The organism is Pseudoalteromonas sp. MMG024 (assembly GCF_021654175.1).
In the GTDB taxonomy this organism is placed as follows: Bacteria; Pseudomonadota; Gammaproteobacteria; order Enterobacterales; family Alteromonadaceae; genus Pseudoalteromonas.
In genome coordinates, this window is record NZ_JAKFZO010000006.1 from 150,493 (window position 1) to 168,259 (window position 17,767).

General features: G+C 40.0%; 15 protein-coding genes. 10 read left to right on the plus strand and 5 right to left on the minus strand.

Going from position 1 to position 17,767, the window contains the following annotated elements; all coding sequences use genetic code 11:
• The first annotated feature begins 72 nt into the window (after positions 1-72).
• The 3 genes from L1068_RS07615 to L1068_RS07625 all read left to right on the plus strand — a co-directional run bounded on the left by L1068_RS07615 (position 73) and on the right by L1068_RS07625 (position 6,427).
• Positions 73-2,073, plus strand: coding sequence for a S9 family peptidase (locus L1068_RS07615; RefSeq protein ID WP_237129809.1), 2,001 nt, complete (start codon positions 73-75; stop codon positions 2,071-2,073).
• A 238-nt stretch (positions 2,074-2,311) separates the two neighbouring features.
• Positions 2,312-3,415 carry a branched-chain amino acid aminotransferase gene (locus tag L1068_RS07620; protein ID WP_237129747.1) on the plus strand — a complete coding sequence of 368 codons (1,104 nt, stop codon included), beginning with the start codon at positions 2,312-2,314 and terminating at the stop codon, positions 3,413-3,415.
• Between the two features lie 246 nt (positions 3,416-3,661).
• Entirely contained in the window at positions 3,662-6,427 is a 2,766-nt protein-coding gene (locus tag L1068_RS07625; RefSeq protein WP_237129748.1) for a methyl-accepting chemotaxis protein, read from the plus strand.
• Positions 6,428-6,508: 81 nt separating this feature from the next.
• Here L1068_RS07625 and L1068_RS07630 read toward each other — a convergent pair whose 3' ends face one another.
• Together L1068_RS07630 and L1068_RS07635 are read right to left on the minus strand one after the other, a co-directional pair.
• Positions 6,509-7,888: a class II fumarate hydratase gene (locus L1068_RS07630; protein ID WP_237129749.1), complete on the minus strand. Its 1,380-nt coding sequence runs from the start codon at positions 7,886-7,888 to the stop codon at positions 6,509-6,511.
• 17 nt (positions 7,889-7,905) lie between these two features.
• Positions 7,906-8,265, minus strand: a complete 360-nt coding sequence (locus L1068_RS07635; RefSeq protein WP_237129750.1) for a hypothetical protein — start codon at positions 8,263-8,265, stop codon at positions 7,906-7,908.
• Between the two features lie 244 nt (positions 8,266-8,509).
• Between L1068_RS07635 and L1068_RS07640 the strand changes: the two genes are divergently transcribed.
• The 7 genes from L1068_RS07640 (at position 8,510) to L1068_RS07670 (ending at position 13,662) form a co-directional block, all read left to right on the plus strand.
• Positions 8,510-9,214 (plus strand): hypothetical protein, encoded by a 705-nt coding sequence (locus tag L1068_RS07640; RefSeq protein ID WP_237129751.1) that lies wholly within the window; start codon positions 8,510-8,512, stop codon positions 9,212-9,214.
• Between the two features lie 59 nt (positions 9,215-9,273).
• Complete coding sequence (locus tag L1068_RS07645) at positions 9,274-9,858, plus strand: hypothetical protein (RefSeq protein WP_237129752.1); 585 nt, start codon at positions 9,274-9,276, stop codon at positions 9,856-9,858.
• The gene (locus L1068_RS07650) at positions 9,851-10,930 is read left to right on the plus strand and encodes a histidine kinase (RefSeq protein WP_237129753.1); all 1,080 of its coding nucleotides are present in this window, start codon (positions 9,851-9,853) and stop codon (positions 10,928-10,930) included. Before L1068_RS07645 ends, L1068_RS07650 begins: the two co-directional genes overlap by 8 nt.
• Positions 10,927-11,529: a response regulator transcription factor gene (locus tag L1068_RS07655; protein WP_237129754.1), complete on the plus strand. Its 603-nt coding sequence runs from the start codon at positions 10,927-10,929 to the stop codon at positions 11,527-11,529. Before L1068_RS07650 ends, L1068_RS07655 begins: the two co-directional genes overlap by 4 nt.
• 356 nt (positions 11,530-11,885) lie before the next feature.
• Positions 11,886-12,299 carry an Ig-like domain-containing protein gene (locus L1068_RS07660; protein ID WP_054979768.1) on the plus strand — a complete coding sequence of 138 codons (414 nt, stop codon included), beginning with the start codon at positions 11,886-11,888 and terminating at the stop codon, positions 12,297-12,299.
• A 126-nt stretch (positions 12,300-12,425) separates the two neighbouring features.
• Positions 12,426-13,250, plus strand: a complete 825-nt coding sequence (locus L1068_RS07665) for an alpha/beta hydrolase (RefSeq protein WP_152960755.1) — start codon at positions 12,426-12,428, stop codon at positions 13,248-13,250.
• Positions 13,251-13,368: 118 nt separating this feature from the next.
• Positions 13,369-13,662, plus strand: coding sequence for a hypothetical protein (locus tag L1068_RS07670; protein ID WP_237129755.1), 294 nt, complete (start codon positions 13,369-13,371; stop codon positions 13,660-13,662).
• 172 nt (positions 13,663-13,834) lie between these two features.
• On the opposite strand, the gene L1068_RS07675 is transcribed toward L1068_RS07670, so the two are convergent.
• The 3 genes from L1068_RS07675 to L1068_RS07685 all read right to left on the minus strand — a co-directional run bounded on the left by L1068_RS07675 (position 13,835) and on the right by L1068_RS07685 (position 17,755).
• Complete coding sequence (locus L1068_RS07675) at positions 13,835-16,084, minus strand: NAD(P)-binding protein (protein WP_237129756.1); 2,250 nt, start codon at positions 16,082-16,084, stop codon at positions 13,835-13,837.
• Between the two features lies 1 nt (position 16,085).
• Complete coding sequence (locus L1068_RS07680) at positions 16,086-17,060, minus strand: acetoacetate decarboxylase family protein (protein WP_237129757.1); 975 nt, start codon at positions 17,058-17,060, stop codon at positions 16,086-16,088.
• A 101-nt stretch (positions 17,061-17,161) separates the two neighbouring features.
• Complete coding sequence (locus tag L1068_RS07685; protein WP_237129758.1) at positions 17,162-17,755, minus strand: GDSL-type esterase/lipase family protein; 594 nt, start codon at positions 17,753-17,755, stop codon at positions 17,162-17,164.
• Positions 17,756-17,767: the final 12 nt, after the last annotated feature.

The following is a 17,767-nucleotide window of genomic DNA, read 5'->3' on the forward strand; positions in this document are numbered from 1 at the left end:
AATTAACTAAGATAAGGTGCTACAAACAAAAGTAATAAAAGGCATTTTATGTTTACTCCAACCAAAGCAATTATGCTAATTGGTGCGTTAACCACGTATGCAGCACCCAGTTTTGCAAACACATTTCAAGCAAATGACGTATTTCAGCTAGAGTATGCAAATTCACTTAGCGTATCACCTAATGGCAAACACATTGTATATGTTAGAAATAGCAACAACATCATGCGTGACGCCACCGATAAGCACTTATGGTTGGTTAATACTGAAACAGGTGACCAAACACCGCTTTTTTCTGATGATAAACAATACAGTTCGCCTATTTGGTCACCAAGTGGCGATAAAATTGCATTTATTAGTAACCTCTCAGGAAACAAACAAATACACGTCCACTACCTTAAACAAAACCGCACAGCAAAAATTAGTAATTTGCAAAGTGGCGTTACTAACCTAACTTGGTCACCCAATGGAAAGTGGCTCGCTTTTAGCCAAAAAGTGGCAGAAAAACCTAGCGTCATCGCAAAAATGCCTACTGCACCTAAAGGGGCTAAATGGTCAAAGCCTGCCATTGTCATCGATAAAGCCTATTATCAAGCTGACGGTAGTGGCTTAGTAAAGCCCGGATATAATCAACTGTTTGTCATTCCTTCAGAAGGCGGAACACCGCGCCAAATCACTTCTGGTAATTATCATCACAAAGGCCGTTTAGCGTGGCGCCAAGATAGCCAAGCGATTGTGTTTTCAGCAAACCGTATAACTGACTGGGAATACAAAACGTTGGAAGGCGACTTGTTTCAAGTAGACGTAAACAACTTAGAGTTAACTCAGCTAACAAACGCGCCAGGACGCGAGTTCAGCCCACAATTTTCAAAAAACGGTAACAAGCTCGTTTATTTACAAAGCTCTAATGCACTGAACCCATATCGCAATAACATCTTGAATGTGATGGATTGGCAAACGAAGCAATCAAGCCGAATCAAGCCAGACTTTGACCGCTCTGTTAATCAGCCAAGTTGGATTGGTAAAAACACCATCGCATTTAGCTATGATGATTTTGGTAAACGTAAAGTTGCCACTATAACTACAAAAGGCAAGTTAAAAGACTTAACTGATACCTTGTCAGGAACCACACTCGGTCGCCCGTATATCAGTGGTGAATTTAGTGCAAATTACCAAGGTGATATTGCATTTACGCACGGTGCTGCAACAAAACCTGCCGATGTAGCGATAGTTTCAACAAAAGGTAAAGTTACCCAACTCACGGCGCTTAATAACGACTTACTAAACCATAAAACACTAGGTCAAGTTCACGAGATTAACTACAAGTCGTCTTTTGATGGGGAGCAAATTCAAGGTTGGTATATCACTCCGCCTAATTTTGATCCCAACAAACAATATCCAATGATTTTAGAAATTCATGGCGGTCCGCATTTAGCCTATGGCCCTCATTTTTCGGCAGAGCTACAGCGTTTCGCAGCCGAAGGCTATGTTGTATTTTATGATAATCATCGCGGCAGCAGCTCTTACGGTGAGCGCTTTGCGATGCTTTTAAAGTATAAGTACTCGTCGAAAGAAGACTTTGCCGATCACAATTCAGGCGTTGATGCGATGATAGCGAAGGGCTTTGTGAATCCCGACCAGATCTATATTGCAGGTGGTTCTGCAGGGGGTATTGCAACAGCCTACGCCATTGGCTTAACCGACCGTTTTAAGGCTGCGGTTGTCGTAAAACCTGTTATTAACTGGCTAAGTAAAGTGTTAACCGCCGACAGTGGCCTTCGCCAAATTCCTACGCAATTTCCGGGTATGCCTTGGGATAACGTTGAACATTATTGGCAGCGCTCGCCGCTCTCGCTTGTTGGTAATGTAACAACACCGACCATGCTGATCACAGGTGAAAAAGATTTACGCACGCCGATGGCTGAAACTGAGCAATATTATCAAGCGCTTAAATTACGAAAAATAGATACTATATTGGTTAAAATTCCTGGCGCTTACCACGGTATTGCAAGTAAACCGTCACGCATGATCAGTAAAATTGAACATACACTCGCGTGGTTTGAAAAATATAAATAATTTAAAAGTAGTAATTGGCGAACAACAATCAGGTTACCCAGTCTTAACGCCAGATAGACATTGACCGTTTTCCCAACCATTTTAAGCCAGTTTCGACTGGCTTTTTTTATGCCTGAATTTTCGCGCCACACAAATTGATAAATTTATTTACGTTTTAATTTTAATTTGATTAATTTTACCTTGATTATTTAAACGCTCAGCTTCACTATGCAGCTATCACCAACAGAATTAAATAATAATGAATATAGACTATCAACTACTGTCACCAGAATTAAGGCGCACAGCGCCGCTTGAACAATGCGATAATCTCGGATTCGGCCAGCAAAGAACCGACCACATTTTTTTAATGGACTACAAAGACGGCCAATGGACAGCGCCGCGAATTGTTCCTTACCAAGCACTGCAATTAGCACCAGGCGCAATGGCATTACATTATGGCCAATCGGTTTTTGAAGGAGCCAAGGCGTTTTTACACCAAGACAATGAGATTTATACCTTTCGACTCGACAAAAATTGCCAGCGTTTAAATGTATCTGCCAGTATATTATCGATGCCCAGTGTACCCGAAGATATGCAAATGTTTGCAATACACGCATTGCTTGATGTAGAGCGATTATGGATGCCACGTGCAAATGGCGCATCCATGTATATTCGCCCATTTTTATTCGCTACTGAAGATAATTTATCGGTTAGAGCCAGTAACAGCTATACCTACGCGGTTATGTTAAGTCCAAGCGGGTCTTATTATCCAAAAGGAATGACAACCTCGCTTAAGCTACTAATTTCAAAAACTTATCACCGAGCGGTGTCAGGTGGCACTGGAGCTGCTAAAGCAGCAGGTAACTATGCCGCGTCATTACGTGCGCAAAAACAAGCTGCAAGTTTCTCAGCTGATCAAGTATTGTACCTTGACGCAAGCAACACGTACCTTGAAGAAGTTGGCGCAATGAATCATTTTCACATTACTAAAAGTGGCTATTTAGTTATTCCAGAATTTACCGACACCATCTTAAAATCAATAACTTCTGAATCTATTTTGGCTTTGGCAGAGCGTTTATCTGAAGAACTTGGTCTGAAACCGATACAACAAAAAATCGCGCTAACAGATTTCTTAAACGATATAAAATCGGGTGAGATAATTGAAGCTGGTGGATTTGGTACTGCAGCTGTTACTGCATCAGTAGGTCATTACATATTAGAAAATGGCGAGCATTATACGGTTGGAAACGGTGAGATTGGCAAGCACACTTTGGCACTTCACCAATTTTACAGTGATATGCAACAAGGTCGTATCAACGCCCCAAGCAGTTGGTTACAAAAAGTAGCAACAAACGCATTATAACCCATTAACTATGGCTTAACTCGGTTTTTCCACTTTTCAGTTAAGCCTTCTAGTTTCTAGTATATTTCTCTCTTCTCCTTGAAGCCTCTGAATTAACACTCATTTTTTGCCGATTTTCGATTCTTTGACTAGAGTAGTAATACCAATTGTTTTAATTTTCTCGATGGGTTTAGACATTACTCAACAGCATAATTAACAAAATTGGGGTTAGACTTATGTTTCTTTTGTCACACTCAGGGACGAAATATGAAAAGTATCAAAGCCAAGTTAATGACAAGTGTATTGATAGGCCTTTTTTCAATTCTTATCGCAGCACTTATTTCAGTATTTATTTTACGCTCGCTCGCTAAAGACTTTGACAATGTTATTAACCAAGAACTGGATTCACGTGAGCAAGTAAATAAGGTTTTGAGTAATTTCAAAATCCAAGTTCAAGAGTGGAAAAATATCTTGATCCGCGGTCACGATGCAACGCAATACAAAAAATACGTGGGTAGATTTACAGAGAAAGAAACTGAAATTCAAAACGACCTAGCATCTCTTCAAACTAAAGATTATTTACCAACAAAGCTACGAAACCAAATATCTGAACTACAAGCACAACATAAAGAGCTTGGTAAGCAATATCGTGAGGGCTTAGTGCTATTTGAAAGCGCCGGATTTAATACACAAGCCGGCGATAAAGCAGTTAAAGGCATAGATCGCCCTGTAGTTGCCGCCCTTAACGCGCTTAGTGAAGAGATTAATCACATTGCGCTACGCCAAACCTCTCGTTTAACAAAACAAAAAGACAGCTTAATTAATTACACCTTATTAGGTCTTTCGGTGATTACGCTATTAACCATTGCTTTATTACTGATATACATACGAATTTTAATCACAAAACCTATAAATCACGCAGCAAAAGTCGCTAACGAAATCGCTAACGGTAATTTGGAAAACCGAATAGTTAGTCATAACCACGATGAGATTGGCTTATTGTTAAATGCATTGTCGCGCATGCAACACAATTTAAATGAGGCAAATACAAACTTAACTAACCAAATGGAACACCAAAAAGAGGTTGCAAAAGTGAATGGGCGTATTAAACAAGCGCTTGATAACGTTGCCGCGCCCGTTATGATGTCTGACAGCTCGCACAAGGTTATTTATTGTAATAACCAATGCAAGTCGCTGTTAAATAATCACCAATCTAATATTCAAACTACCCAGCCACACTTTACCAATTCAGCTTTCCTTGACCACACAGATAGTCTGTTATTTGATAACCAGCCAGAATTTGATGTATTGAAAAATGCTATTTCTACACAAGTAGAGTGTGAATTAACTTACCAAGATAGCGTTATATTTGTGATTGCAGGACCGGTTAAAGATAGTTCCGGTGACGTAATAGGCATTGTTTATGAACTTAATGATTTATCAGAACAACGCCGTGCAGAGCAGCAAGTTGCAACAATTATACAAGCTGCAGTTGAAGGCAAACTGGCAACACGAATTGATGCAAGTGAGTTTGGTGGCTTTATGTTGACACTTGCAAAAGGCATTAACCAAATGCTCGATGCCATCGTAAAGCCCGTTAAACAAACGCAAGAATATTTAAATTTAATTGGCCACGGACAGATCCCAAAGAGCATATCTGGCGACTACAAAGGTGATTTTCTATTAATTAAAGAAAGCTTAGAGCAATCCACCAGCGCGATTTCAAAACTGATTAATGACACTAACGCCATTGTACAAAGCGCTGTTATTGGCGAATTATCAAAACGGGCAGACGCCGATAGTCACAACGGTGATTATAAAAAGATTATTGAGGGCATTAACGCGACACTTGATGCCATCGTTACACCAATGAACAACACTTCGTTATATTTAGATCAAATAGCTAAAGGTGATATACCGAACACCATTAGTAACGATTACAAAGGTGACTTTTTGCAAGTTAAGCACAGTCTTGAAACCTGTTGTAATGCCATTGAGGGGTTAATATCAGATACTAACTTATTAGTTGACGCTGCATCGAGTGGCCAATTATCAACACGCGCCGACAGCAATAAGCACAGTGGCGATTTTGCAAAAATAGTTATTGGCTTTAACGACACCTTAGATGCAATTACCCACCCATTAAATGAATGCCAAGATGTAATGCAAGCGCTGGCCGATGGTAATTTATCTAAAACTGTACATGGTCATTATCAAGGGGAGTTTGACACATTAAAACAAGCGGTTAATCGTAGCGTTGAAAACTTATCGCTATTGGTAAAGCAAATTTCTGATACCGCCTCTAACATCACTGATTCTGCTGATGATATAAAACACGGCATCAACGATTTAAGCAGCCGAACCGAATCGCAAGCCGCATCAATTGAAGAAACAACCGCATCAATGCACGAAATCACTGAAACTGTTAAGCGAAACTCTGAAAATGCACAAGTTGCAAATCAACTCGCGACACAAGCAGATGAACAAGCGCAAGAAGGTGGACGATTAGTTGGAAATACAGTCGATGCGATGAAAGAAATAAGCACAAGCTCAAGTGAAATATCGAACATAATTGAGGTAATTAATGAAATTGCATTTCAAACTAATTTGCTTGCGTTAAATGCAGCTGTAGAAGCGGCAAGAGCTGGTGAAAAAGGTAAAGGGTTTGCGGTTGTCGCAGCTGAAGTACGCTCTTTAGCGCAGCGAAGCGCCGATGCGTCTAAAAATATAGCTGATTTACTCAATGATAGCGCAACAAAAGTGGAGCACGGCATGGCGCTGGTAACACAATCGGGTGATACGCTTGCATCTATCGTATCTAACATTCAAGAATTATCGGCGAATATGGCGAAAATAGCCGATGACAGTGCGGAGCAAGCCAACGGGATAAATCAAATCAATACCGCAATTAAACAAATGGATGGCATTATTCAACAAAATAATGGGCTAGTTGAGCGTGCAAATGCATCCAGTAATAATATGGCCGAACGAGCAAACGAGTTAAAGCACTTGATGACACGCTTCTCTCATTAACCTTGTTCTTATCGCCGCAACAAAAAAGCCCGTTTTTTAACGGGCTTTTGTTATTTGAAAATGAACTCAAGCGATAGTCGTTTATGCGATACCGCCTTGGGTTAATTTTTCGGGGTTGAGTAAATTTTCAAGCTCTTGTTGTGTGAGTTCAGTTTCCTCTAGCGCAACATCAATGATTGGTCGATTTTCTTTATAGGCTTTTTTCGCAATGTCTGCAGCCTTTAAATAACCAATTACTGGGTTTAGCGCTGTGACTAAAATCGGGTTCTTATTGAGTGATTTATTAATGTTCTCTTGTTTTACCACAAAAGTAACAATTGCTTTATCCGCAAGGTGGTAGCACGTATTCGTCAGAAGGTTAATACTTTCTAACACATTGTGGGCAATAACTGGCAACATCACATTGAGCTCCAAGTTGCCTGACTGACCCGCAACCGTAATTGTCGCGTCGTTACCAATAACCTGTGCGCCAACCATTGCAGCTGCCTCAGGAATAACTGGATTTACTTTACCTGGCATAATAGACGAACCTGGTTGTAGTGCTTGTAGTTCAATTTCACCTAAACCTGATAGTGGGCCTGAGTTCATCCAACGTAAGTCGTTTGCAATTTTTATAATGGCAACTGCCAGCGTTTTTAACTGACCAGACAAAGCAACAATGGCATCTTGCGAACCAATGTTATAGAAAAAGTTTTCACTTGGTTTAAAGCTAATACCAACTGAAGCACTCAGGTTACTTGCAAATTTACCGGCAAATTGTGGGTCAGCATTTATACCCGTTCCAACCGCCGTTCCACCTTGTGCAAGCGACTTCACCTGTTCAAGCGATGTGTTAATACCCGCAATAGCATTTTCAATTTGGCTTTTCCAGCTATCAAGGGTTTGTGCAAACGTGATTGGCATCGCGTCCATTAAATGAGTACGGCCTGTTTTACAAATATGCCCTACTTCTTTAGATTTTTGTGTTAACGCATTAATTAAGTGGTTCGCCGCTGGCAGTAAATGGTAGTACACGCCAATACAACAACTTACCTGAATACTGGTTGGAATAACGTCGTTAGAACTTTGTCCCATATTCACGTGGTCGTTAGGGCTCACGTTTTCATCAAGGGAATTCGAAGCAAGTGTGGCAAGTACCTCGTTCATATTCATATTTGAACTGGTGCCCGAGCCGGTTTGAAATACATCGACTGGGAATTGGTTGTAATATTCACCTGTCAGCACTTTTTCACATGCATCAACAATGGCTTCACTGATATGTGGCTGTAAGTGGCCGAGTTCTTGGTTTGTTTTAGCTGCCGCAGACTTTACGTACGCTAAAGCCTGAATAAACCATACAGGCATGGTTAAGCCGCTAATAGCAAAATTATCGACTGCACGTTGCGTTTGAGCTTGATATAAGGCATTGGCAGGTACCTTTAATTCGCCCATACTGTCTTTTTCAATTCGGTACTGTGTCATAGTTCACCTTTTACACGCTAAAATTCATTACTTAAAATGCGTAACTCTCGTTCCAACTTATAATATGCCTCTAACTTACCATGATATGTACGATAAAACCGTTTGAGTGCAAACAACGGTTGATATGTAAAATCTAGGCAGATGCGTTGCACCACACTACCAACAAGTGGGTCGCACACTTTACCCAGTAAATCAAAGAATAAACGCCTTAAAAAGAGCTCTTGTAGCAAAGATTGTTGGCGCTCACCATAGAAATTTGCAAGTACTAAACCGGTCGAAACCAATTCATCCACTATTTGATATGCACATGCAGACGAACATTTGCTTAGTTTAGTTAAAAGCACTGAATAGTGGCTATGAGTATCGCTCGCATTCATTTGTAAATGATTGTTATTATCAATTAATTGAGAGCTTAATATAGCTGCAAATTAAATGCAAACGATTATCAATTACGTAATTTATGAACTCAAAGAGCTCTTTGCTGATTTTTCCAAACACCACAAGATGACATTTGTCATATGCAATTGCTGACAAACGTCTCTAACCACCAAGCTCCTTTTGAATAACACTATAACTGCGCCGAAAAAACGGTCAGTCATTAATCATATAAAGGACATTACTATGTATCTAATTACGAAAAACATCTACGCGTTACTTATTGCTACTGCAACGTTTACAGCTAACTATGCAAGTGCTGATCAAACGACTATTGATGAGATTGAATTGGCATCACAACAAAATAATGTGGCTCAACTTACACAAATCGCAAACACTGCCAAAGGCTATGATGCAGCGCTCGTTAACTACCGCTTGGCTATCGCGCATAACATTATGGGCGAGAGTGACAAAGCGATAAGCTTACTCGATAGCGCACAGATGATTTTAACGGATGAAAAACTAAGCGAAGATAAAACAGAGGTTAATGCATTACTTGCCCAAGTTTATGGCTATCGCATTTCGATAAAGCCAATTACAGGTATGTACTACGGCATTAAATCGTCTAACGCGCTTGAAAGCGCAAGTGAAACCGATGAAACAAACCCGCGTGTACATTTAATTAAGGGCATTATCGCTTACAACACACCAAATATTTTTGGTGGTAGTAAACAACAAGCTCTTAAATCACTCAATACGTCAATTAACCACTATCAAAGCGATGACAATCTCGGTTATCAGTGGGGTCAGGCCGAAGCGTTGGTTTGGCGTGGGCTTACTCACTTAGCACTTAACGATGTACAAAGTGCGCTTAACGATTGGCAGGCCTCGCTCGATATTGCACCAAACTACATCTGGCCACAAATGCTTATTAGCAATAATCAAGGTTAACCTCCGCTAAAAAACAGCTAACGGGCAGCATGCTGCCCACTCTTAACTTAGGATATATCATGAAAACACTAGAACAGTACCGTGAAGAATATAAACAGAAAAAGCTACTCGCAATGCCAATCACTGGCTGTTTTACATGGGCCGTATTGGGTATTTTAGGTACCTTTATCAACAGCCAATACATGGGACTTATCACCTTTATTGGTACAGGAATGATTTTTTACATCGCGTTAGGTGTCGCCAAGTTAACAAATGAAGCCTTGTTTGTTAAAAAGTCCGAGCGCAATCCATTTGATAATTTGTTTTTAAGTACAGTTCTTATGTCTTTGATGGGTTACGGCTTAGTGATCCCAATGACTCAACTTGATCACACCACCGTACCGTTAAGTGTGGGTATTATCTCGGGGTTAATGTGGCTTCCGCTTTCTTGGACGTTGCAGCACCCACTTGGGGTTATTCATACAGTCACACGCACAGTATCTCTTGTGATTTTATGGTATTTATTTCCGGAGGATAGATTTGTAGTACTGCCTTTTGCTATTGTACTCATCTATTTATTTAGTATTTACCAATTGTATTCACGCTGGCAAAATCAACTTAAGCAAACACACTCAACGGCATTAAACGTAGGTCAAAATGGATAATTTTAAACAGAGCCTCGCAGTAGAAGGAAAGTCTTACTGGGTGTGGGGGCCACTTGCCTTTTCTAGCTTTTATTTTTTACCACTTATTTTTAGTTTTGAACGGTTTACGCTATTTAAACTTATCGCAATGCTGGTGCTGTATTGCGTATTTATTGTGTGCTACGTAAAAGCGGTAAATGCAAAAGGTGAAAAAGCCCTCGTACCCGTATTAACGATAGTAACCCTTGCTACTTTCGGGGCTTATATTACACCCGGCACACAAGCACTGTTTGGCTTTGCCTGTTATTTTTGTGGCTTTAACTTTAGGCAACATAAAGGGTTACAAGGGTTAATAGGCGTATTACTTGGCATTGCGCTATCGGCCTATTTGTTTAATCTGATGGATTTGTACTACATAGTGCCAGCCCTTATCACCAGTATTGGCTTATATTTTATGGGCCGTGCTGAGCGCCGCGAACGCCAACATAGATTAAGTGAAGAACAAAGCCAGCAACAAATAGAACAATTAGCTATGGTGGCAGAGCGTGAGCGCATCGCCCGAGATTTGCATGATTTAGCAGGCCACAGCTTATCGTCAATCGCGCTAAAAGCAGAGCTTGCTGAAAAGCTCATCTCGAACGAACAAGTATCGTTAGCACAAAACGAAATACAGCAAGTGGCAACCCTTAGTCGTGAATTATTAAGTGATATTCGTCAAGCGGTTACCAATATGAAGCAGTTTAAATTAGACGAACAGTTAAACCACCTTACAAGCGAACTAATGCAAAACGGCTTTCAGGTAGATATCACTAATCACTTACAAAATGCCTCACCAGCTTTACAAAATACCGTATCACTTGTGCTAACTGAAGCAACGACCAATATTTTACGCCATAGCAAAGGTAATAAAGTAACAATTGATATTAGCGAAAACAAAATTTCAGTAACAGATAATGGCAAAGTGCACACATTTACCAACGGCAATGGCCTTAGCGGTATAAAACAGCGTATTGAAGCACTGGGTGGTGAACTCCTTGTCAGCAACAAAAATGGCTTTTGTTTAGCCATGACTTTTAAAACGGAATTATCATGATAAATGTACTTGTGGTTGAAGATCAGCAAATGGTTAGAGAAGCAATTAGCGCGCTGGTTGGTTTAGACCCGTTTATTAATGTTGTTGGCCAAGCACAAGACGGCAAAGCAGCACTCACGTTTTTACATGAAAACATAGTCGATATTGTGCTTTCAGATATTGAAATGCCAAATATGACGGGAATTGAATTAGCGGAATCATTGCAAAAGAATAATGCTAATTTAAAAACCATGATTATGACGACCTTTTCAAAAGCGGGTTACATAAAGCGCGCGATGAACGCAGGTGTGTACGCCTTTATCCTAAAAGAAGCCCCGTCAGAGCAACTAATTAATGCTATAAAATCGGTGCAACAAGGTAAAAAGGTGATTGATCCCGAGCTTGCCCTACTCGCACTATCAGATACCGATCCACTTAATGATAAGGAACGCAAAGCACTTAAATTAGCAGGCGATGGCCTTAAAACCCACGACATTGCCGCTAAGTTATTTTTATCAGAAGGCACAGTGCGTAATTACCTGTCAGAAGCTATCAGCAAATTAAACGCCGTAAATCGTGTGGATGCAGCGCGTATTGCACAGCAAAAAGGCTGGTTATAAACCAGCCTTTGTAAACATATTATTAGTAGTAGGTCATATCGAGTCAGACATTTTTAATTTTTTAGTCCGATCAAATCGTACAGTTGATAAGCTCTACTATGATCTAACAGCGGTCTTTCAAAATTACTTTTCTTTTCGTCAAAGTATATTGCTTGCATAGTCAGGCAAACGACTCAATCGCTTGTTTTTGTTCTGAGATAAAAGCTATCACTGCTGCATTTTGATAGCACTGGCAAATAGTTATGAAGTTTGTTACAAATAAGTGATTCAAAAAAACGAGTCACGCTGTGGTTGAAAAACACGCGATTCGCTCGCTATAAACATGTTATGTGTATTTCAACCAAGGATGAAAAATTATGAAATCAGTTAAAACTCTAGCAATTATCTCAGCATTATTTGTTTCAACAGTTGTATCAGCAAATCCATTGACTTTAAAAGATATAAACCCTGTTGTGATTTCTAGCTCGCCTTTAGCAGGAACACCAACTGTTGATCCATCAACTAATGAAATAACCGTCACTTTTAGCTCGAATATGATGACCAATAAGATGTGGTCTGTCGTAAAACTAAATAATGGTAATTTTCCGCAAATAACAGGTGACGTTTATTTCAAAGAAGATTCACGTACTTTTGTTATTCCGGTTAAATTAAAGGCTGACACCGTTTATGCATTTAGTATTAACTCTAAAAACAAAAAAGGCTTTAAAGGGGTAAATGGTAAATCTGTTCAACCATATATAATTTCTTTTAAAACAGCAGGTAAGGCGTAACATATACATAACAAACGCTTTAACCAAAGGAGGACGCAAAACAGCAGGCTTGCGCTCCTTCGTCGCTAATTTTAGCCTGCTATTTTGCGCCGGTTAAGCGAAGCGTTATAAGCCAAGGATAGAGCATTGAAGCCTTCCATATTTTTATTTTTTTTAAGTATGTTACTAACTCATTTTACTGTCCTTGCCGAGTCTAAGGTTAGTTTTGCTACGATTGAAAATGTACAGCTTGAATATATTGATATAGGTACTGGAGATATTAATATCATTATTGAGTCAGGCGTAGGGATGGGAGTTAATTATTGGAAGCCACTATTAACTAAATTAAAAATGCTTAAACATCGAGTTATTATTTATTCACGTGCTGGCAATGGCAGCTCAACAGCAACTATTGATGTTTCTGTTCAGAAATCTAATAAGCGCCTACATGCTCTACTAAAGCTATTAAATATTGATAAAAATATTATATTAGTTGGGCACTCATTTGGAGGTATTCATGTTCGTGAATATGCTACTTCTTATCGGGAGCAAGTGATAGGTTTAGTATTACTAGATCCAAGTCACGAACAATTTTCGAAAAAGTTAATTCAGTTAGATAAAGCTTGGGCGGAGAGAGATGATAAAAAGCTAAATTCACTTTTGGCTCAAAGCCAAGAGTGGAAAGTTTTGCAAAAAATATATCAAAATGAGCAATTAAAAGATAACGGATCTATTACTAAAATACCGACTGTTATTGTCACCTCCAGTAAATTAGGAGAAAGCGATTGGTGGATTGGCCACAGTGAGAAAGGGAAAGAAATATGGAGAGAGCTCCACTCTTCATTAATAAGGTATAACCCTAATTCAATTCATATTGTTTCAAATTCAACTGGTCACAATATACCTATTGATTCGCCTAGTTTAGTTAATATAGCTATTAAACAAACAGTTGATTTGGTTAATGGATTATAACAAGACAATGAAGTCGGATTCGTAATAGTTGGGTCATGGGTGATTCTTGTGATTAAAAAATATTTATTAAAGCTAGTACTTGTCGTTTCAATGTTGATACCTAATTTAGTCGTTAAATGTGTGGGTTGATACAAAAGATATTATTGGAACAACTGCCTCATCTGACGCTCCTTTAGAATCAGATTTCTATTATGGGCTTGGTATTTGGGTTGAAGAAATTAATGATAGAAAATTCTACCATCATGGAGGTACTGAATTTGGCTATTTTACGCAAAATATTTACATCCAAGAGGGAGATGTCAGTATTACTGCCTTTGCGAATTGTGGTGTAAACGACAAATGTGAAGAAGCATTTCAAAACTTTACTTTTGAGGTGTTAGACTCCTTTTTAAATGTTACTACGGGCATATAACATATGCTTTAATCAAGTTACACAAAACAGCAGGCTTGCGCTCCTTCGTAGCTTATTTTAGCCTTTTATTAAGGCATTACGACCGTCCGCTTATGCCACTTAACTTAAGTGACTTTCAGATTTGAATGAATCCTATTAATCAAATCTGAAAGATCACGTTAAAACTTCTTTATTATTGCTCGTCAGGCTCAAAACCAAATTCACCACTAATATGATTTGGGTAACCACAAATAGCGCGGGATGTTGCCATACCCGCCATGGTTGCCGCTTCTACACAACCTGCATTAACACCGGTTTTAATCCAATCTCCGGTAATCAGCAGATTAGTAAATTGCGTTCCATCCGTTGCTAAACGGTATTTGCTAGAATCAACCACCGACATAACATAACGCTCACTGGGATCTACATTTGCGCGCCAATATTGGCTATCAAAGCGCGCCTCTCCTACCGCATTTGTTGTATCCATTAGTGCTTGCCAATCAAATTCACCTTGTTTGGCAATATCCGGCCACAGTGGATACATTTGCTGCGTAAGTTTAAGAACACTATTGGCTTTTACTCGTGCGTTACACACGGCTTGAAAATCACTCTGGGTACTTGGTGGAAAACTGTCTTGCGTAAATGCGCTGCAAAAATAGGCTACATTTTTCGGCTCGACATCACCTTGCCAATCTTCTTTATTAATCAGCTGATCCATTGACGCCCAGGTATCAAAGGGTTCGCTAAAACCACTTAAAATTGGTTGCTCACCACTTGCTGGCGTATATGCCCAACCGGTTTCATCAAGCGGTTTATCTAACCACAGTTGAAACGCTTGTGTCGCAACGGCTTTTACTTTTTGTGAGGTTAAACTGAGTCCTTGGTCTTTTGCTAATAACTTTTCGCATAGATGAGGCAAGCTTGCCACCGATATACCATAAATGACTTTATCAAAATCAACGCCCTGTTTTAGCGTCACTTCTGGCAGTGCGTCGCCAAAGTGCTGCTTATAAACGCTTGGCCAATCACTGTAAAAGCTCTCTAAATTAATATTGTGCTGCTTTATTAGCGCTGCTTGCTCATCATCAATTTGCTCATAAAGTGGATATGACGGCCAGCATGGTAGTCCTTTTACATCAACAAGCGGATGGTATTGCCCTGTTTTTAGTGCAACCTGCTTTATCAGTTTAATCTCATCGACACTGTTTTCACCTGCATTGCTTTGCGTTGGCAAAAGTTGCGTCACTTGGTGGAAATATTCAAACTTAACGCCGCGTTTAATGAGTAACTCGTAAATCGGACTAAATATGGTATCGCCCATACCTGCTTGCATTTTCCACATAACTCCGCCGTGATAACACAGCGATAAGCGCAGCATTGCCAATGCCGCGACGCCCGCTTCCACATTGGGTTTTGCAAAGTCCCCATCTTGGTAAGCAAAGACAAGATCGTAAAAACCTCGAACCGGCGCAGAATCTACTGAAAATTGTGTGTTTGCCCCGTGCTTTTCTAACCACGCTCTAAAATCAAGATTGTTAATTGCGCCAAAGCCACGTTCAAACACCTTGTCTTCAATTAAGCCTTCCATCATGGCAAGGGCTAAATCAGCGCAAATATAAAGGCGTCGAATATCTGCGTTATCTTCAAGTAAGTCTTCAAACTCTTCGTTTAACCAACGCTTAAAACGTCGGATGATCCACTGAATCGCGGATGGGTGTTTTGTATTCGAAAGGTTTTTATCGCTAGCACGCTTATCAAAAAAGTAACTAAGCTCGCTTAGCGTAACTTGAATATGTTTTGAGAATGTTTCTAACGAATCCTCGGCATCGTCTTTAAACTCTTGCCATTCGTCTTTGATATCATCGACTTTTTCTTTTACTTCATCAATAAAGTGGTCAAAAAGGTTTTGCTCTTCGTCGTTTTCAGGCGTTTTAATATCGCGCGCCTTATTCAATGAGTTCGCTTTGTGCTCTAATTCGCCGATAAACTTTTTGATCCAAAAATACAATAATCGCGCGATTTCCCAAAAGTGTAAATCCAATGTGCCATCCGCAGGGTTGCCCGGAATTAGCGGAAAATCGACAGGCCATGTTTGCCACTCGTTATCAATCAGCTCTTGTAATACAACATAACTGTGAGGCTTAAACGCCTCTTGCCAGGTTGCTAGCGGCATGCTGTCGGGGCGTGCTAATTTATCGTAGACTGATTGAATCGTTTTAAACGAATTTACATAAGCGCCAAACCATACGTGCAGTCCGTGCTCTTCAATACGTTGGCCCAAGTAAGGATTCCGGCCACTGGCGCCTTTACCACCAATGCGCCAACCTTGCTGATACACAGTAATATCGTACTTATCTTGCCAGCTGTCATCGTCTGTTAAATACACCGCGGCGGTCATAGCTGACACGCCACCGCCAAGTATCACAATTTTTTCTTTCGCCATGTTAAAGTCCTTTTGTAGCTATAATTTCACACGCTTTTTCTTGATCAAAATCCATTACAACATTAAATGGTAACAGCGCGCGATGGGTGCCGGGATAAATACCAAACATTTCACCAAGCGGAAACGTATCTAGCTGATACACGGTCACATCAAATTCATGCTTATAGATTTTAGCGCTGTGTACCTTCTTAATAATTGACGGAGAATGCACAACGCCTTGATAAACTGCTTTACTGCCATCACCATTTGGTAATTGCTTGAATAGGATCTGGTCCATTTGCGGGTTTACAAAACCATCGAGCAACTGTTTTATGGCGTTTAAATCAAGATCAAAGAAGTCAGTATCGGACTTTAGAATTTCAAACGCTTCTTTCACCAATTCAACAAAATCACTCACAGGGTGTTCGCCGCCTTGCTCAACTAGATTTACTTCAAGCAGTTTATGTTTTGCCATTTTGGTATTCGGCGAAAAAGGCTGAAAGGCATCAAGGCTAAGCTCAAAAAACTGAGGTAGCTCACCAATGTTTGGCATCTTATAGTCACACAAATATTTATTGTAACCCCATGTCTCACGTCCATTAATCAATGCATAAATATTATTTACGGTGATAAACGCTGGGTACCAATAAATATGGTCAACTTTTTCTTTACCACGTTTGTTCACCATTTTGGCTACTGGTAACCAAAATATAATGTCAGTCTCTTGCATCCAACCTTGTTCACTAAACGGAGGTACTTTAGATGCGATGTTTTCGATATCCGTAAAGGTAAGCAAGGTATACGCACTTAGCGCCTTGAAGCGAAACTCATCTGATTTAACCGCGTTGAGTGTTGTGTCGATATAGGTTTGATTTTTTTCGCTACAGCCTTTAACGAAAAAGCCATACTGATTAGCATTTAACATGCGACACGGTGGTTCGGCAATCACATTGCCAGGAAACTGAATAAAGTTGGGTTGTAAAGGTGCTTGCGCCATAGTCTTCCCTCTAAATCGCAATTAAAATTAGGTATTTAACCCTTTGAAAATAGTACAAACTTGCGAAAGAGGGAATAATTAGTTTCTATTATTTTTACGCTTTAATTGGTAATTTCGATGTGCCTTGCAATTTCACTGGCTAATAACGCATAGCCTTGCGCGTTAAGGTGTACTCGGTCGGATTTTTTGCTGGCATCACCCAATAAATCGGGCAAGGTATCTTCAATAAGCACCAAGTCATATTCATCAGCCAGTTTTTTATACACAGGCATCGGTGAAAGTAACAAGCCAAATTGCGGTACGGCAACTAACATCACCTGCGCACCGTGTTGCTTAGAGCTGATAATCATTTGCCTTAGATTTGCTTCGAGCTGGGTTTTACTTTTGTTTTGCAGTACATCATTACCGCCATAACAAATAATAATCAGGCTCGGCATATGCGTAGTTAACACAGTGTTTAAACGTGCAAGCCCTTGGCTGCTGGTTTGACCTGAAATTCCGCTATTTATAACTTCAATGCCTAACTCGCTCGCCAGTTTTGTAGGATAACTATTTGATTTATCTACCCCAACTCCTTGTGTAAGGCTATCGCCAAACGCAACTATGTTAGCGTATGGGCTAATTTGCACAGTATTGTTGCCGCCGCAGCCATAAAGGCAAGTTACCATAAACATTAACAGTGTGATGCGAATCATATTACTTGCCTC